The sequence below is a fragment of the Pseudomonas sp. MUP55 genome (genome assembly GCF_034043515.1).
GTDB lineage: Bacteria > Pseudomonadota > Gammaproteobacteria > Pseudomonadales > Pseudomonadaceae > Aquipseudomonas.
The window spans coordinates 215876-233642 of the sequence record NZ_CP138214.1; the positions used below are offsets into that span (position 1 = coordinate 215876).

Below are 17767 nucleotides of genomic sequence, written 5' to 3' on the forward strand. Positions count from 1 at the left end.
GGGGGCTTGCCCCCGATAGCGGTGGGTCAGTCAGCAGGTTATCGACTGTTTCACCGCAATCGGGGGCAAGCCCCCTCCCACATTTTTGACCGTTCCATTCATCCGCGAAAGTGTTTCAAAACTTGACGATCCTACCGTCATCCACCATATTGATAGTTAGCAAACTAACTGTATGCGAACTATCCTGTGTCTCATTCCCTCGAACAACTCCAGATGAACCTCAGCAGCAGCATGGTGGTGGGCGCCCGTAACTGGCGCAAAATCTGCCAGGCCACGCTGGTGAGCTATGGCATCTCCGAAGCCTGCGCCGTGCCGCTGTTGATGATCGGCCGTCTGGGCGACGGCGTGCACCAGGTCAAGGTGGCCCAGGCGTCCGGCATGGAGAGCCCATCGCTGGTGCGCTTGCTCGACCGGCTGTGCAATGACGGCTATGTGTGCCGCACCGAAGACCTCCAAGACCGTCGCGCCAAGGCCCTGAGCCTCACCGAGCGCGGCCGTGAGCTGGTGCAGGCGGTGGAAACGCAACTGGTGCGCCTGCGCAAGGAAGTCCTGGTGGATATCGCCGCCACGGACCTGGAAGCCGCACTGCGCGTGCTGCGGGCCTTCGAAGCGGCCGAGGCGGTTGCGCCTTGAACGGATTCTTCACTGGCTTTCCGCCCGCTCGCGACTGGTTCTACGGGGTGCGCACGTTCGCCGCCTCGATGATCGCGCTGTACATCGCCATGCTTATGCAAATGCCGCGTCCCTATTGGGCGATGGCCACGGTGTATATCGTCTCCAGCCCCTTTGTCGGCCCCACCAGTTCCAAAGCGTTGTACCGCGCCATCGGCACTTTGATGGGCGCGGCGGCGGCGGTGTTCTTTGTGCCGATGTTCGTGCAGTCGCCCTACATCCTGGTGGTGGTGATCGCGCTATGGACGGGCACCTTGCTGTTCCTCTCCCTGCACCTGCGCACCGCCAATAACTACGCGCTGATGCTGGCCGGCTACACCTTGCCGCTGATCGCCCTGCCGGTGGTGGATAACCCGCTGGCGGTGTGGGATGTGGCGGAGGCGCGTACCGAAGAAATCTTCCTCGGCATCGCCGTGGCTGCCGTGGTGGGCGCGATGTTCTGGCCGCGTCGCCTGATGCCGGTGTTCGATGGCTCGGTGGCCAAGTGGTTTAGCGACGCCCAGGTCTACAGCCAGCGCTTTCTCACCCGTGATGTGGACCCGGAAGCCGTCAGCAGCCTGCGCGGCGGCATGGTCGCCACCTTCAATACCCTCGAATTGATGATCGGCCAGTTGCCCCACGAAGGCGCGCGGCCGCAGACAGTGCGCAACACCAAGGAACTGCGCGGGCGCATGATTCACCTGTTGCCGGTGATCGATGCTCTGGACGACGCGGTGTACGCCATCGAACACCGCGCCCCGGAGTTTCTCGATCAGCTCACACCGCTGCTCAAAGAAGCCAACGCCTGGCTCGACAGCACCACCCAGGCCGCTCCCCTTGAACGCTGGCGCGAGCTGCGCGACAAGATCGACGCCGCGCAACCCCAGGGCGACGCGCTGGACGACCGCCACACGCTGCTGTTCTCCAACGCCCTGTACCGCCTCGGCGAATGGGTCGATCTGTGGCAAGACTGCCGCAGCCTGCAAGCCGCCATCGGGTGCGAAAGCCAGGACACCTGGCGCGCCGTTTACCGCCACTGGCGCCTGGGCCGGCTCACGCCCTTCCTCGACCGTGGCCTGATGTTCTACTCGGCATTTTCCACCGTCACCGCGATCATCGTCGCCTCGGTGCTGTGGATCCTGCTGGGCTGGACCGACGGCGGCAGCGCGGTGATCCTGGCCGCCGTCGCGTGCAGCTTTTTCGCCTCGATGGACGACCCCGCGCCGCAGATCTACCGGTTCTTTTTCTGGACCGCCATGTCGGTGCTGCTGGCCAGCCTGTACCTGTTCCTGGTGCTGCCCAACCTGCACGATTTCCCCATGCTGGTGCTGGCGTTCGCCGTGCCGTTCATCTGCATCGGCACCCTCACCGTGCAGCCACGGTTTTACCTGGGCATGCTGCTGACGCTGGTCAACACCTCCTCGTTCATCAGCATCCAGGGCGCCTATGACGCCGATTTTCTCAACTTCGCCAACGTCAACCTGGCCGGCCCGGTAGGCCTGCTGTTCGCCTTTATCTGGACCCTGATCGCACGGCCCTTCGGTGCGGAACTGGCGGCCAAGCGCCTGACCCGTTTCAGCTGGCGCGACATCGTCAGCCTTACCGAACCTGCGACCCTGGCCGAACACCGACACATGGCCGCGCAAATGCTCGACCGCCTGATGCAGCACCTGCCGCGCCTGGCCCTCACCGGGCAGGACACCGGCACCGCCCTGCGCGACCTGCGCGTGGCGCTGAACCTGCTCGATCTGCTCGCCTACTCACCACGCATCCTCGGCGTGCCCCGCGTGCTGCTCAACCAGGTGGTCGAAGGCGTGGGCGGTTATTTCAAAGCCTGCCTCAAGGCCGGTGAACGCTTGCCGGCGCCCAGCGGTCTGCTGATGACCCTGGACCGCACGCGCCGCGCCCTCAACGGCCAAGGCCTGCAAGACGCCGATGACACACGCCTGCACCTGCTGCATGCACTGGCCGGCCTGCGCCTGGCGCTGCTGCCTGGGGTGGAATTCATTGGCGGTACAGAGATGCAAGCGCCGTTACCGGATGGAGCGCCTTTATGATCGGTGACCTGGATATCAGCGGTGTCTTCCTGCCCACGCTGCTGGTGCTGATGGGCATTACGTATGTGTTGTTTCTGGTGGTGCACGGGTTGTTGACGCGCATGCACTTCTATCGCCTGGTCTGGCACCGGGCATTGTTCAATGTGGGGCTCTACGCGCTGTTGCTGGGCGCGGTGGACTCACTCAGTCGATACCTGATGACATGAAAAAACCTTTTTTGACCATCGGCCGTGTAGTCCTGACGTTGCTGATCGTGAGTTTCGCGGTCGTCGTTGTGTGGCGCATGGTCATGTACTACATGTTCGCCCCCTGGACCCGCGACGGGCACATCCGCGCCGACATCGTGCAGATCGCCCCGGACGTGTCCGGGCTGATCCAGCGGGTGGACGTGCGCGACAACCAGTTGGTGACCAAGGGCCAGGTGCTGTTCGCCGTCGACCAGGACCGCTTCAAGCTGGCCCTGCGTCAGGCCCAGGCCGCCGTGGCCGATCGCCAGGAAACCCTGGCCCAGGCCCAGCGTGAGTACAAGCGTAACCGTGGCCTGGGCAACCTGGTGCCCAGCGAGCAACTGGAAGAAAGCCAGTCCCGCGTGGCCCGTGCCCAGTCAGCCCTGGCCGAGGCGCAAGTGACAGTGGACTCGGCGCAGCTCAACCTCGACCGCTCAGTGATCCGCAGCCCGGTGGACGGCTACGTCAACGACCGCGCGCCGCGCACCCAGGAATTCGTCACCGCCGGGCGCCCGGTGCTGTCGGTGGTGGACAGCAATTCCTTCCATATCGACGGCTACTTCGAAGAAACCAAGCTCGACGGCATCCGCGTCGGCATGGGCGTGGACATCCGCGTGATCGGCGACAACGCCCGTCTGCATGGGCATGTGCAAAGCATCGTCGCCGGTATCGAAGACCGCGACCGCAGCAGCGGCTCCAACCTGCTGCCCAACGTCAACCCGGCGTTCAGCTGGGTGCGCCTGGCCCAGCGGATTCCCGTGCGTATCGCCTTTGACGATGTGCCGGCGGACTTTCGCATGATCGCCGGGCGGACGGCGACGGTGTCGATCATCGACGACAAGGCCAATGACGGAGCCCAGCCATGAAGCAACTGCTGGCCACCGCTGCGCTGGGGGTATTGCTGTCGGCCTGCCAGGCGGTAGGCCCGGACTACTCGCTGCCCGACACGGCGGCCGTGAACCGGGGCGACCTGCAAGGCGCCATCGCGGGGCAGGGTAATAATGTAGTGTCGGCGCCCGTGCCGACAGACTGGTGGAAGCTCTACAACGACCCGCGCCTGGATGAGCTGGTGCGTCAGGCCATGGCCTCCAACACCGACCTGCGCGTGGCCGCCGCCAACCTGCAACGTGCGCGCTACCAGACCCAGCAGGCCGAATCCGCAGGCGGCTGGAGCGCCGGCGCCAAGGCCGAAGCGCAGCGCCTGCAGGAGTCCGGCGAGGCCTTCTTGCTGGCCGACAAAGTGCCGGTGGGCAATATCGGCAGCGTGGGCATCACCACCTCGTACCAATTCGACCTGTTCGGCACTTTGCAGCGCGGCATCGAAAGCGCCCAGGCCAGCGCCGATGCGGCCCAGGCGGCCGCCGACATCGCGCGCATTACCCTGGTGGCCGATGTGGTGCGCTCCTACACCCAGGTCTGCGCGGCCAACGAAGAGCTGGCAATCGCCAACGAATCTCTCGACCTGCAAGCCCAAAGCACCAAGCTTACCCAGCGCCTGCGCGACGCCGGGCGTGGCGATGAAACCCAGGTGACGCGCTCGCAAACCCAGTACAAATCCCTGCGCGCCGACATGCCGCGCTACGAAGCGGCGCGCCAGGCGGGGCTGTTCCGTTTGTCGATGCTGCTGGCCAAACCGCTTGATCAACTGCCGGCCGGTACCGGCAGTTGCGCCGAGCTGCCGCACATCGCTCAACTGTTGCCGGTGGGCGACGGAGCGGCGCTGCTCAAGCGCCGCCCGGATGTGCGCCAGGCCGAACGCCAACTGGCCGCTGCCACCGCGCGCATCGGCGTGGCCACCGGCGCCTTGTATCCGGACATCGCCATCGGCGCCACGGTGGGCACGGTGGGCCTGCTCGACAACCTCGGCCAGCCGGCGACCAATCGCTGGGGCTTTGGCCCGATGATCAGCTGGACGGTGCCGACCAACGGCGCCCGCGCGCGCATCCATGAAGCCGAAGCCGCCACCCAGGGCGCTCTGGCGCATTTCGACGGGGTGGTGCTCAACGCCATCCGCGAAACCCAAACGGGCCTCGCGCAGTACACCGCCATGTTGCAGCGCCGTGAGGCGCTGGCCGACGCCGAACGTTCGGCGCATGAAGCGGCGGACCAGACCCACCGCTTCTTCCAGGCCGGGCGCGAGTCGTTCCTCGCCGACCTGCAAGCCACCCGCACCTACACCGCCATGCGTGCGCAATTGGCGCAGGCCAACACCCAGGTTGCGATGAGCCAGATCGATCTGTTCCTGGCGTTGGGCGGTGGTTGGGAAAGCGGACGAACGCACGGTGTAAAACCCGGCAAACCATGAGGTGATTGCTATGCTTTGTCAGGTGAGGCGCCGTGAAGCCTCGCTTGACACTGCTCGCGTTTGCTCATGGGGATTGCATGCAATGAAAAACCCTTATGCTCCCGCTTTCTGGTGCGTGCTCTTCGCACTGGTGCTGTTATCGGCCGCGTATTTCTACGGGGTCATGCTCGCCCACCAACTCGACAAGGCCATGGTGTTTCTCGACAGCGCCTGCCTGGTCATCGGCACCTTGTCCATCGGCGTGGTGGCCTGGGCGTCCTACCAAAACCACCGCGTGAAGCGCAAATTGCTGGAGCAGGGCAAGACCCGCGTCGCGATCTGGGACACCAAGGTTGCCCTGCGCCGTGTCGAAACCGTGTTCGACCGCTATTTCTGGGGCAGCTACTGGCAACCCGGTCGCACCTTCCAGGAAGTGATGGGCGACCTCACCGGCACGCCCCTGGAAAAAAGCCTCGAAGTGCTGAAAAAGCAGTGCGTGGTGCTCGACCGGCAGGTGGCGGAGGGCAGGCATTGGCTTGATAACGCGCGGGAATTGTCCGATGTCGCCACGCAAATGGCCCGTGAGCGCTACCAGCTGGACTTCTGCGACCCCAAGGCCGATACCCCCGGCAATGCCGTGATACACCGCGAGTTTGAGGTGTTGGTCTACACCTGGACGGCGCGTCTGAAGAGTTTCGATCACCAGTTGGATGAAATCGAACTGGAGTACTCCTGAACTCCTGCTGAACTGATCCCTCTGAAAGGCTGGGCCGTTTACGCCCGCCAGTGCTAATCTTCCCCCGCCTTTCGGCCATACGGGCCAGTATTGTAGGAGCGAGCTTGCTCGCGAAAAACTCATCGACACCGCGGTTATTCAGAATGCACGCGTTATCGTTGACGTTCTTCGCGAGCAAGCTCGCTCCTACAGTTCAAGGAAGACAGCCCTCTTCTCACAGGATTTGATCAGGTCACTTCATGAATAAGCCAGCAGTCGTTCTTTTGGGTTTCGTTGTCGCCGTTGGCGTCGTCAGTGCAGGCGGCGCCTGGTACACCGGCAAACAGCTGGAGCCGGTTCTGCAAACCGCGATCCAGAACGCCAACAAGGAACTGCAGACCTCCATGGCCGGTGTCGACGGCACCGTGTCCCTGGAGTTGGTGTCCCTGGACCGTGGCGTGTTCAGCAGCACCGCCCACTACCGCCTCAAGGGCCAGGGCAGTGTGTTCGGTGAGCAAAACCCGAACCCCGAGCTGCTGTTCGTCGACCATATCGAACACGGCCCGCTGCCGTTCTCGCGCCTGGTCACCCTGAAGTGGCTGCCGGTCATGGCCACCAGTCACTATGAGCTGGAAAAGAACGCCACCACCGAGCAATGGTTCGCCGCCAGCAAAGACGTGTCGCCGCTCAAAGGCGTGGCCAATATCGGCTACAGCCGTTCGGTCAACGGCAATGTCGAACTGCTGCCCCTGGAGTTCAAGGACGACAAGTCTTCGGTGAGCTTCTCCGGCGCCAACGTTGAGTTCGACAGCAGCGCCGAAGGCCAGAAGGTCAAGGCTGACGGCTACATGAACAGCCTCAAGATCGCGGCCGTTGATGCCAATGGCGATTCGTTCGAAGCCGAACTGGCCGGCCTGACCGTTGCCAGCAACCTGGCCAAGTCCACGTTCGGTTTCTACACCGGCCAGAACACCGTCGAGCTGACCGACACCAAGGTCACCTTCGGTCCGCAGAAAACCGTGCTGACCCTCAAGGGCTTCGAGCAGAAAGATTCCAGCGAGACCAAGGACAACAACCTGGCCGGCCGCGTCGACTACAAGATCGACGAAATCGGTTACCAGGGTAAGCCTGTCGGCTCGGCCGCCATGGCCGTCAGCATGAAGAACGTCGATATCCCGGCGATGCTGGTGCTGACCAAGCTTTACCAGGACAAGATGCAGCCGGTGCAAGCCGCCGCCGCTGCCGGCCAACCCGCGCCGGAGCTGCAACTGACCGAAGCCGAGCAGACCCTGGCCGAAGCCAACGTCAACCAGATGCTGGCCGCCAAGCCGCAACTGGCGGTGGAAAACCTGTCGCTGAAAACCATCCACGGCGAAAGCAAGTTCAATTTCGTGCTGGACCTGGTCAAGCCGGCCTCCATGGAACTGCCGCCGGTTGAGCTGGGCAAGCAGATGATCTCGCTGCTGGACGCCAACCTCACCCTGTCCAAGCCGATGATCGGCGACGTGGCCGCGCTGCAGGCGCAGGTCGGCGGCGTGACCGACCCGAAAGCCATCGAACAGCAATCGCAGATGGCGGCCGAGATGGTCAGCGGTGTGGCGGTGGGTACTCAACTGGCAACCCTGGAAGGCACCGATGTGGTGTCCAAGCTGCACTACGCCAACAACGAAGTGACCCTCAATGGCCAGAAGATGACTGTCGAGCAGTTCATCAGCTTCGTGATGTCCAAAGCTGGCGCCATGGGCGGCGGCCAGTAAGCCAGCCTGAAATGCGGTAAAAAATGTGGGAGGGGGCTTGCCCCCGATGGCGGAGTGTCAGTCAGGATATTCATGACTGGCCACCGCTATCGGGGGCAAGCCCCCTCCCACATTTGTTTCTGTGCCTAGCAAAAATACCTTTCGGCCAATTCTGAACAATTGTTCTGAATTGCCCTTGCCACTGGCTGGCTAAGAGATAGTTCCTCACAGGAAAGCTAGGTCGGGTCCCGAGACGCCGACACCCTGATGCCTCTCGCTCAGGATCACCCATCGTTGCGGCTTTCCTTGTAAGGAAGCCGACGACATGTTGCCAATCCATTCTCTCAGCGCTTCAGGCCGGTTGCGGTTGCTCATTGCAGCAGCCCTGTGCAGCCAATTGCTCATGCCTGGCTATGCCATGGCAGACCCCGCCTATGACGCCCTGATCATCCAGGCCCGCAACGGTCACTTCACGCCGGCCCTGACGCAACTGCGCCAACTCTCCGCCGAACGCCAAACCCCAGGGCAGGTCAGCGATCACCTGGTGATTGCCGGTTGGGCCGGGCAGGACGCCGAAGTGCTGCAGGTGTACGAAGCCCAGGGCAAACATCGCAACCTCACCAGCCAGGCGCTGGCCACGGTGGCGCGCACCTATCGCAACCAAAAGCAGTGGGCCCAGGCCGAGGCGGTCTATCGCCAGGCGCTGTTGCGTGAACCGAACAATATCGACCTGCAACTGGGCCTGGCACTCACCCAGGCCGATGGCGGCAAAGCCAGCGAGGCGGTGCAGCGCTTGCGCGCGCTGGTGGCGGCGCAACCGAACGATCCTAACCGTCGCATGGCCCTGGGCTATGCGCTGAGCCGCGCCGGCTTGAACTACGACGCGCTGTTCGAATTCGACCAGGCGTTTATCCGCGCCGGCGACAAGCCCGACGTGGCGCGTGAATACATCGTCGCCCTGCAAAAGGCCCGCTTGCCGGAAGCCGCGCTGCGCTTGTCGGCCAAGCGCCCGGGCCTGGTGGACGCGGTGACCCAGCGGCGCCTGGAAGGTGACCTGGCCGCCGAGCGCGTGCGCATCGCCGAGTTCGCCACGCGCACGGAAAAAGAACGCTACGTGGTGGCCGACCGCGCCATCAACGACTACGACCGACTGATCGCCCGCTGGACCCCGGACGCCAGCGCCCATGACGACGTGGTGCGCTGGCGCATCGACCGCCTGGGGGCGCTCAAGGCACGGGCACGCACCGCGCAGGTGATTCGCGAGTCCCAGACCCTCAGCAGCGAAGGCGTGCAGTTGCCCACTTACGCGGTGCGTTGGGTCGCCGCGTCGTACCTCGACCAGCGCCAGCCGGAAAAAGCCGAACCGCTGTATCGCCAGGTGTTGAACGCCCCGGATGCCGACGCCAGTTACCGCGTCGACGACAGCACTGCGTTGTTCTATGCGTTGCTTGAAAGCGACAAGGTCAAGGACGCCCGGCAGGTCGCCGACACCCTGGCCAAAGAGCAGAAACCCCGCGTCGAACTCAAGGGCTTGCCGATCGGCAACCCCAATGACAACTGGATGGACGCGCAACAGCTGTCCGCCCAGGCCGGCACCTTCGGCGGCGACCTGCCGGGCAGCGAAGCCAGCCTCGAAGCCCTGGTGGCCAAAGCGCCGGGCAACGTCGGCCTGCGCCTGGCCCAGGCCGACATGTACCGCGCCCGCGACTGGCCGCGCCGCGCCGAAGGCACCCTCAAGGAAACCGAAGCCCAGGCCCCGCGCGACATCGGCCTGGAAGTTTCCCAGGCCTACACCGCCATGGACCTGCAGGAGTGGCGCCAGATGGACGCCCTCACCGACGATGTGGTGGCGCGCAACCCGGACAACCGCCAGGTGCAACGCCTGAGCCGCCTGCGCGATGTGCACGACATGGCCGAACTGCGCGTGGAGGCCTACACCGGCAAAAGCTACGGCGGCGGCAATAACAACGACGCCGGTGCCGTGGCCGGTAGCCGTGACTGGGGCATCGAAAGCGTGATCTACACGCCGCCCATCGACGAAGACTGGCGCCTGTTCGCCGGTGCCGGCTACGCCACCGCCGACTTCAGCGAAGGCACCGGTCAGCACCGTTGGCAGCGCGTCGGCGTGGAGCGGCGCACCCGCGACATGACCCTCGAGGCTGAAGTGTCCAACCATTCCTACGGCGACGGTTCCAAGCAAGGCGCGAGCGTGTCGATTGCCCGCGACATCAACGACCACTGGCAGTACGGAGGCAGCCTCGGCTACCTGCTCAGCACCACACCATTGCGCGCCTTGAACGACGGCGTGACGGCCAACGGCGGCAGTGGTTTTATCCGCTGGCGCGCCAATGAAAGCCGCGAATGGAAACTGACCCTCAGCCCGTCGCACTTCAGCGACGGCAACGACCGCTTCGAAGCGCTGCTCAGCGGCCGCGAGGGCCTTTACAGCTCGCCCCATGTGCAAGTCGACCTCGGCCTTGAAATCGGCGCCAGCCGCAACAGCAAGGAAGACACCGCCTACTTCAACCCGAAGTCGGACTTCACGGTGTTGCCGGTGATCAACATCAATCACGTGCTCTATCACCGCTACGAGACCCAGTGGAGCCAACAGTTCCAGATCGGCGCGGGTACCTACAGCCAGCGTGACTACTCCACCGGCGGCATCGGCCTTATCGGTTACGGCCAACGCTTTCGCTGGAACGACGTACTGGAAATGGGCGCCAACCTCAGCCTGATCAGCCGACCTTATGACGGTGATCGCGAACGCGATCTGCGCCTGCTCGTCGACCTCACTTACCGTTTCTAGAAGAGCCTGACCATGACCGTCCTCAGCCGTTGCTTGTTGGTCCTGGGTGTAATGCTGGCCGCCGCCTGCGCCCAGCAACCCGCGCCCTATACCCCACCCGCACAGCGGCCAACCGCGCCGAACGAAGCGCCGTGGCCGAAAAACCATTTCCTGGGCATTGCCTACCACGACGTCAATGATCGCGACCCTGATCAGGCGGTGGTGGCGGTGCGCACCGAGCGCTTGATCGAACAACTGGCCTGGCTGCGCGAGAACGGCTACCAGGCGGTCAGCGTCGACCAGATCCTGAAGGCGCGCAGCGGCGGCCCGGAGTTGCCGCCCAAGGCGGTGATGCTCAGCTTCGATGACGGTTATGCGAGCTTCTACACCCGCGTGATGCCGATCCTGCGTGCCTACCAGTGGCCGGCCCTGCTGGCGCCGGTCGGCTACTGGATCGACACGCCGCTGAACAAACCGGTGGACTTCGCCGGCTCACCGCGGCCGCGTGGAGAATTCCTCACCTGGCAGCAGATCCGCGAAGTGTCCCAATCGGGCCTGGTGGAAATCGCCGCGCACACCGACGACAACCACAAGGGCATCCTGGCCAACCCCCAGGGCAACCTGGAGCCGGCGGCGACCTCGCTGCGCTTTGATCCAGCCACTGGCCGCTATGAAAGCCAGACGCAGTTCGATGCACGGATGCGTGCCGATGTGGCGGCCATCTCCAACAAGATCCAGACCGTCACCGGCAAGAAACCACGGGTGTGGGTGTGGCCGTACGGCGCAGCCAAGGGCACTTCGCTGGCGATCGTCAGCGCGCAGGGCTACCAGATGGCCCTCACCCTGGAAGACGGCCTCGACAGCCTCGGCAACCTGATGAACAGCCCGCGCTTTCTGGTGGCCTCCGACCCGGACGGCGAGCACTTCGCCAACAGCATCGTCGCGGCGCAAACCCCGGCGCCGCTGCGCGTGTTGCACGTGGACCTGGATAACGTCTACGACCCCGACCCGGCCCAGCAAGCGCGCAACCTCGACCAACTGGTCCAGCGCGTCGTCGACATGGGCGCCGGCACGGTATTCCTGCAAGCCTTCGCCGACCCGAAAGGTGACGGCCTGGTGCATTCGCTGTACTTCCCCAACCGTCATTTGCCGGTGCGCGCCGACTTGTTCAACCGCGTCTCCTGGCAGTTGCACACCCGCGCCCATGCTGCGGTGTATGCGTGGATGCCGGTGCTCAGTTTCGCCCTCGACCCCAAGCTGCCCCGCGTAAGCCGTTGGGACCCGCAAACCGGCAAGCTGGGCGCCGACCCCGATCAGTACAAACGCCTGTCGCCGTTCGACCCGCAAGTGCGCAAGATCATCGGCGAACTCTACGAAGACCTCGCCCGCAACAGCGCCATCGACGGTGTGCTGTACCACGACGACGCCGTGCTCTCGGACTTCGAAGACGCCAGCCCCGCCGCGCTCAAGGCGTACGCCGCCAATGGCCTGCCGGGCAGCATCGCCGCCTTGCGCGCAGACCCGGAAACCCTGCAGCGCTGGACCCGCTTCAAGAGCCGCTACCTGATCGACTTCACCCAGGAGCTGACCACCAAGGTCCGCGCCATCGCCGGGCCGCAGGTGCAGACCGCGCGCAATATCTTCGCCGAACCGATGCTCAACCCGGCCAGCGAAGCCTGGTTCGCGCAGAACCTCGATGACTTCCTGCAGGCCTACGACTGGACCGCGCCGATGGCCATGCCGCTGATGGAAGGCCAGTCCCTGGAAAACTCCAACGCCTGGCTGGAAAAACTCGTCGCCACCGTCAAGGCCCGCCCCGGCGCGCTGGAGCGGACCGTGTTCGAACTGCAAGCCAAGGACTGGCGCACCCAGGCCGCCCCCGATATCGAGGCTGCGCAAATGACCGAATGGATGGGTGTGCTCAAACGCCAGGGGGTCAAGAGCTTTGGCTACTACCCGGACAACTTCCTGGAAAACTCCCCGGACTTGAAGACCGTGCGTCCGGCCCTTTCCAACCAGTGGAATCCTTGATCATGTTCGACAGAATCCTGGCTTTATTCGTGTTGGCGTTGGTACTGGGCGTGCCCCTGGGCCTGATCTTCCTGGTTACCGGGCAGTTCCTGATGGACTTCGTGTTCTTCTACCCGTTGTTCATGTCCGCGCTGTGGATCGCCGGCGGCCTGTACTTCTGGCTGCACTGGGAACGCCACTGGCCGTGGAAGGAAGACACCCCGGCGCCGACCCTGGCCGGCGAGCCGCTGATCTCGATCATCATCCCTTGCTACAACGAGGGGGATAACGTCGCCGACACCATGGCGGCCGCTTTGGCCCAGGTGTATCCGAACATCGAAGTGATCGCGGTCAACGACGGCTCCAGCGACAACACCGCCGCCGTACTCGACGCGCTGGCGCTGCAACACCCACGCCTGCGCGTGCTGCACCTGGCGCAGAACCAGGGCAAGGCCGTGGCCCTGCGCATGGGGGCGGTGGCCGCGCGCAGCGAATACCTGGTGTGCATCGATGGCGATGCGTTGCTCGACAAGAACGCGGCGGCCTACATGGTCGCGCCGATGCTCGACAACCCGCGCCTGGGCGCCGTGACCGGCAACCCGCGCGTGCGCACACGCTCCACCCTGATCGGCCGGGTGCAGGTCGGCGAGTTCTCCTCGATCATCGGCCTGATCAAACGCACCCAGCGCGTGTTCGGGCGGATCTTCACCGTGTCGGGCGTGGTGGTGGCGTTCCGTAAAAAGGCGCTGGACCGCATCGATTACTGGAGCACCGACATGATCACCGAGGACATCGATGTCAGTTGGAAGCTGCAGCTCGACCACTGGGCGATCTTCTACGAGCCGCGCGCGCTGTGCTGGATCCTCATGCCTGAAACCGTCGGTGGCCTGTGGAAACAGCGCCTGCGCTGGGCCCAGGGCGGCGCGGAAGTGCTGTTCAAGAATATCCGCGGCATCTGGCAATGGCGCCATCGCTACCTGTGGCCGCTGCTGTTCGAATACTGCCTGTCCACCGGCTGGGCCTTCACCTTTCTGCTCTCGGTGGTGTTCTGGGGCCTGGGTAAATTCGTGGTGTTGCCCCAGGCGATTACCGTCGATTCCCTGGTGCCGCCGGCGTTTACCGGGCTGGTGCTGGCGATGGTGTGCCTGCTGCAGTTCGCGGTGAGCATCCTGATCGACCGCCGTTATGAAAAGGACCTGTGGAAAACCCTGTTCTGGACCGTCTGGTACCCGATGGTGTTCTGGCTGGTGAGCCTGTTCACCACGCTGGTCAGCTTTCCCAAGGTGTTGTTCAACCAGCACCAGAAACGCGCACGCTGGGTCAGCCCGGACCGTGGTATCAAACCTGCCCAAGAGGAGGCGTGACGATGAAACTGGTCAGAACCCGCCAGAACCTGGTGATGTGGATCATCGATGTGCTGCTCACCCTGCTGGCCTGGGGCGGCCTGGTCTGGCTGTTGGCCCGGGGCATGAGCGCCATGCTCGAAACCCACGGTGGCCCACGCCTGGAAGCGCCGATCTTCGCCGCGCTCAACACCTTGCAGACTTACCTGTGGATCGCGCTGTTCAACGCCGTGATCCTGATCGCCTGGGCGCGCTACCAGCAACGCAAAGGGCGCAAGTTCGCCCAGCGTCGCGCCGAAGCGAATGCCCTCAGCGACCAGCACCTGAGCAAAAGCTTCAACCTCGGCGAGGGCGACCTCGAACAACTGCGCCGCCCCGGCGTGCTGGTGATCCACAATGATGAAGAGGGCGGCGTGGAAGGCGTGAAGTCCCACGTGTCCCGGGACGTCGAACGCCCCGGCCTGGCCCTGGTGCCCGGCGCTGAAAAAGACAAAGGCATTGGCTAGGCTCTTTAATGCTGTGAATAACCAATGTGGGAGCAACTGTCTTATTGGATTCAATTCAGAAGTCATTTTCATAGGCAGCAAAGCTCCCACAGCTTAGGCCGTGCAATGCTGAAGGAAATTGCTGCTACCGAGCTAATCGGTGCGCTCTTTCCATTCAGTGCGGTCACGCAGCATCGCGTTCAGACGTACCAACAAAACGCGCATACAGGCGATCAACGCGACTTTGGCGCATTTCCCTTTATCACGTAGCGCCTTATATCGAGTCCCGAATTCTGGCTGGTCACGGATAACCACCCAACAGGCCATGTAAAGTGAGCGACGGGCTGAAAACCTTCCGCCACTAATATGGCGTGCACCTTTATGCCTTCCGCTGTCGTTGTTGTACGGAGCGAGGCCCGCTAGTGCCGCGATAGGGCGTCCTCCAATCTCTCCCAGCTCAGGCAGGTAAGCCATAAGACTGGTGGCAGTAACCAGCCCGATTCCTTTGACTGAACACAGTCGAGCCACCTTTTCGCTATCTAACTCGTTCGCACTTTGACGAATCAGTTGATCTATCGCCTCCACTGCCATGGTCAAATAGTCGATATGGTTCTGTAATGCAGGCTTTACCGCATCGCAGGAAGCTGTTTTCAGGCGTCGTCTGTCGTCATCTCTTTGCTGAACAAAATGCTCCCGCTGCTGGACCAACGCGCGCAGCTTATCGTGCTCCGGGCTTGTAACTCGGGCGCTTGGCGAGTCTAGAACAGCTGCATAGTGCGCAAGAGACTTTGCGTCTATCGGGTCGGTTTTGGCTTGTTTGCCCATCGCCCTGGAAAAACTCTTGGCTCGGTGCGGATTGATGCAGATGACATCAAGGCCCGCAGCCTGAAGCGCCTTCATGACTTTGCGCTCATAACCGCCAGTAGCCTCCAATACCACGCGACCAACCTGGTGAAGCAATAGCCACCCAATCAACCCAGGGAAATCTTCTTCGGCGTTAGCGCAATTTACCCCAACGTCAACCTGATTAACTCGAGCCTCAAGGCTGTCCTTGGAAACATCAATACCTGCTGGATAGGAAAACATAGCCAAATCCTCTTACACTTAATGTGAGAGCGCTCTGGCTTGGCCCACGCTTGTAACTGTTCGAGGTGGGCTCGTTCAACTGTTCGGGCTCATGTCCAGAGCGGAGAGGTGAGTAGCAGCGTGGGCTCCCACACGTGCTTTAAGCACTCGGGGCATTCAGCTTGCTACTCACCGCTCTCACCCTCAGTCTAATCCTGGCTCAAGACACAAGGGGGCTTGCTCCCGATAGCGGAGTGTCAGCCACAAATATCTGGCTGATACACCGCCATCGGGGGCAAGCCCCCTCCCACATAGGCCATTTCAAATTTCAAAAAGTGGTGGTGGTTCAAACCCTGCTGGTGGAATTCCGATAAGTGGGATCCAATTCACAAATCCCCCGCGAACTTTCCGCTAATCCTCGGTACTAACCCTAACTCGACGACACCTGATGGCTAAATAATGGCGATCATCGCTGATCAGTCGAATCACCATCGAAACAGCCGCCGCCGGTCGGATTAAACGTCTCAGCAATCGCGCCGGAAGCTGTCCGATGAATATTTATTGTTATTAATCAAAAATTTAGTCGGATAACGCGCTCGAACACCCAACAGCCCCAGCGTCTTGGACGGCTGCAAGTTCGATGTTAGTTTGCCGGCCCTTGATTTTCGACGGATCGAACATGCCTCTGTTAATGCCACGGACTCGGTTTCTTCTATGCACCGTCCTGCTCACTTGCCTGGGCTTGAACACTGCATTTGCTGCCCCCACGCCCGGCGATCAGGACCTGATCCGCGACCGTCAGAACCGCCTGCTCGAAGAGCAGCAACGGCGCCTGCAGGAACTCCAGGACCTGCCCGGCAAAGCGGCCAAACCCGAAGCCCCGGCCGCCCCCGCCGACACGCGCTGCTTTCCGATCAAGAACATCGAACTCAAAGGCGCCGACAGCCTGCCGGCCTCCGACCGCGAGCGCCTGCTCAAGCCTTATATCGGCCAGTGCCTGGGCGTGGCCCAGCTCAACGAACTGCTCAAGGCCATCACCGACTATTACCTCGGTAAAGGCCGCGTCACCAGCCGTGCCTACCTGCCGCAGCAAGACCTTTCCAGCGGCCACCTGCAAGTGCTGGTGGTGGAAGGCAAGCTCGAAGCCCTGAAAAGCGCCGAGGGCAGTACGGTGACCGAGCGTGAATTGGCCATGGCCTTTCCCGGCAAGGTCGGCGAAGCGCTGAACCTGCGCGAAATCGAGCAACTGGTGGACCAGCTCAACCGTCTGCCGTCCAAACAGGCGCAGATGGAGCTGACCCCCGGCAGCCAGGTCGGCGGCAGCGACGTGGTGGTCAAGAACACGCCGCAAAAGCCCTGGCGCGCCAGCCTGTCGCGCAATAACGACGGCCAGAAAAGCACCGGCGAACAGCAATGGGGCGCCGGCCTTGAGTGGGACAGCCCGCTGGGCCTGGGCGACCAGCTGATGCTGCGCGGCGGTCACGATGCGGTCAGCGACCACCAGAAAACCTCGAAAAACACCCTGCTTTACTACAACGTGCCGTGGGGCTGGTGGAACTTCAGTTACACCTACAGCGACAGTGATTACCGCGCGCTCGGCTACACCGATACCTTCAAGTTCAAGCAGTCGGGCGATAACGAAAACCATCAGTTGCGCGCCGAGCGCGTGATTCATCGCGACGATGTGAGCAAGACCTCGGTCAACGTCGGCCTCGCCCACTTGCGCACCAACAACTACGTCAATGACGCCCACCTTGATACCAGCAGCAACCGCCTCAGCGAACTGCAACTGGGCATCAACCACGGCCGACGCATCGGCAGCGCGTTCGTCAACCTCGACCTGGGCATGCAAAGCGGCATCGGCCTGCTCGACGCCCAGTCGCAGGACGAGCGTGACTCCCTGGGCCGACGTCAGCCGAACTCGCGCTACCGCAAATACACCGCCACCCTCAGCTACCTGCAACCGTTCAGCCTGTGGGGCGAGTCGTTCAGTTTTTCCAGCCTGGCCACCGGCCAACGCAGCGAAGACATCCTCTTCAGCCCACAACGCATGAGCCTGGGCGGCTCCGCCTCGGTACGTGGCTTCAAGGACCAGCAACTGACCGGCGACAGCGGCGGCTACTGGCGCAACGAAGTGCGCTGGGCGCGCCCGGTGACCCTCGACTGGATGCGCCCGGCCTTCGCCGAATACGGCGCCAGCGTCGGCTACGACCAGGGCGTGATCAGCAACGACCGCTACAACGACAACCTGCATGGGCGGGTCTCCAGCAACTCCCTGGAGCTGTTCGCCCGCGGCAAACACGTCAGCACCAGCGTGACCTTTGCCCACTCGTTAGAAAGACCTGGCGTGATCACCGAGCGCGAAGCGCCGATCTATTTCCGCATGGACTTCTTCCTGTAATTCAACGC

General features: G+C 62.8%; 13 protein-coding genes. 12 read left to right on the top strand and 1 reads right to left on the bottom strand.

Annotation, left to right across the window (positions count from 1 at the left end):
- Nucleotides 1-213: 213 nt before the first annotated feature.
- The 11 genes from SC318_RS00875 (at nucleotide 214) to pgaD (ending at nucleotide 14314) form a co-directional block, all read left to right on the top strand.
- On the top strand, nucleotides 214-633 hold the full coding sequence (locus SC318_RS00875; protein WP_320431173.1) for a MarR family winged helix-turn-helix transcriptional regulator: 420 nt from the start codon (nucleotides 214-216) through the stop codon (nucleotides 631-633).
- On the top strand, nucleotides 630-2708 hold the full coding sequence (locus SC318_RS00880; protein ID WP_320429274.1) for an FUSC family protein: 2079 nt from the start codon (nucleotides 630-632) through the stop codon (nucleotides 2706-2708). The genes SC318_RS00875 and SC318_RS00880 overlap by 4 nt, the downstream gene beginning before the upstream one ends.
- Nucleotides 2705-2914, top strand: a complete 210-nt coding sequence (locus SC318_RS00885) for a DUF1656 domain-containing protein (protein ID WP_003187469.1) — start codon at nucleotides 2705-2707, stop codon at nucleotides 2912-2914. The genes SC318_RS00880 and SC318_RS00885 overlap by 4 nt, the downstream gene beginning before the upstream one ends.
- Nucleotides 2911-3801 (top strand): efflux RND transporter periplasmic adaptor subunit, encoded by an 891-nt coding sequence (locus SC318_RS00890; protein WP_124384553.1) that lies wholly within the window; start codon nucleotides 2911-2913, stop codon nucleotides 3799-3801. The genes SC318_RS00885 and SC318_RS00890 overlap by 4 nt, the downstream gene beginning before the upstream one ends.
- Complete coding sequence (locus tag SC318_RS00895) at nucleotides 3798-5240, top strand: efflux transporter outer membrane subunit (protein WP_320429275.1); 1443 nt, start codon at nucleotides 3798-3800, stop codon at nucleotides 5238-5240. The genes SC318_RS00890 and SC318_RS00895 overlap by 4 nt, the downstream gene beginning before the upstream one ends.
- Nucleotides 5241-5322: 82 nt before the next feature.
- Complete coding sequence (locus SC318_RS00900) at nucleotides 5323-5955, top strand: NADH:ubiquinone oxidoreductase subunit N (RefSeq protein WP_320429276.1); 633 nt, start codon at nucleotides 5323-5325, stop codon at nucleotides 5953-5955.
- A gap of 239 nt (nucleotides 5956-6194) precedes the next feature.
- Nucleotides 6195-7691 (top strand): YdgA family protein, encoded by a 1497-nt coding sequence (locus SC318_RS00905; RefSeq protein ID WP_320429277.1) that lies wholly within the window; start codon nucleotides 6195-6197, stop codon nucleotides 7689-7691.
- 304 nt (nucleotides 7692-7995) lie between these two features.
- Nucleotides 7996-10476, top strand: a complete 2481-nt coding sequence (gene pgaA, locus SC318_RS00910; protein ID WP_320429278.1) for a poly-beta-1,6 N-acetyl-D-glucosamine export porin PgaA — start codon at nucleotides 7996-7998, stop codon at nucleotides 10474-10476.
- Nucleotides 10477-10488: 12 nt separating this feature from the next.
- Entirely contained in the window at nucleotides 10489-12486 is a 1998-nt protein-coding gene (gene pgaB / locus SC318_RS00915) for a poly-beta-1,6-N-acetyl-D-glucosamine N-deacetylase PgaB (protein ID WP_320429279.1), read from the top strand.
- 2 nt (nucleotides 12487-12488) lie between these two features.
- Complete coding sequence (pgaC, locus tag SC318_RS00920; protein ID WP_320429280.1) at nucleotides 12489-13829, top strand: poly-beta-1,6-N-acetyl-D-glucosamine synthase; 1341 nt, start codon at nucleotides 12489-12491, stop codon at nucleotides 13827-13829.
- A gap of 2 nt (nucleotides 13830-13831) precedes the next feature.
- Nucleotides 13832-14314, top strand: coding sequence for a poly-beta-1,6-N-acetyl-D-glucosamine biosynthesis protein PgaD (gene pgaD, locus SC318_RS00925; RefSeq protein ID WP_306491101.1), 483 nt, complete (start codon nucleotides 13832-13834; stop codon nucleotides 14312-14314).
- Nucleotides 14315-14446: 132 nt separating this feature from the next.
- Here pgaD and SC318_RS00930 read toward each other — a convergent pair whose 3' ends face one another.
- The gene (locus SC318_RS00930; protein ID WP_320427212.1) at nucleotides 14447-15379 is read right to left on the bottom strand and encodes an IS110 family transposase; all 933 of its coding nucleotides are present in this window, start codon (nucleotides 15377-15379) and stop codon (nucleotides 14447-14449) included.
- Nucleotides 15380-16037: 658 nt separating this feature from the next.
- Here SC318_RS00930 and SC318_RS00935 point away from each other — a divergent pair.
- Nucleotides 16038-17759 (top strand): ShlB/FhaC/HecB family hemolysin secretion/activation protein, encoded by a 1722-nt coding sequence (locus SC318_RS00935; RefSeq protein ID WP_320429281.1) that lies wholly within the window; start codon nucleotides 16038-16040, stop codon nucleotides 17757-17759.
- Nucleotides 17760-17767: the final 8 nt, after the last annotated feature.